The 268-nt window shown below is 50.7% G+C and carries 1 pseudogene; it reads right to left on the reverse strand.

The annotated features are described in order from the left end of the window. A pseudogene (locus ACLD9W_RS12645) lies at positions 1-268 on the reverse strand (IS5/IS1182 family transposase); the annotation flags it as partial.

Raw genomic sequence — 268 nt, forward strand, 5'->3', positions numbered from 1 at the left:
ACCGTTTTTCTTTGTCCAGCGAGCATCTTTGTCTTTACTCGGTGTGGTTTGACCGCTGACTTGTCCTTCGTCATCGACTTCTATGGCTTGACGCTGTTTGCTGTCGGCGGTTTGAATAATGGTGGCGTCAATGACGGCGGCGGATGCTTTCTCTACTTTTAGGTTTTTTTCGGTCAGTTGGCGGTTAATCAGTTCCAGCAATTCGGACAGGGTCTTGTCTTGCGCCAGCCAGTTGCGGTAGCGGCATAAGGTGCTGTAATCGGGGATG

Source organism: Neisseria sp. WLZKY-1 (assembly GCF_046546535.1).
GTDB lineage: Bacteria > Pseudomonadota > Gammaproteobacteria > Burkholderiales > Neisseriaceae > Neisseria.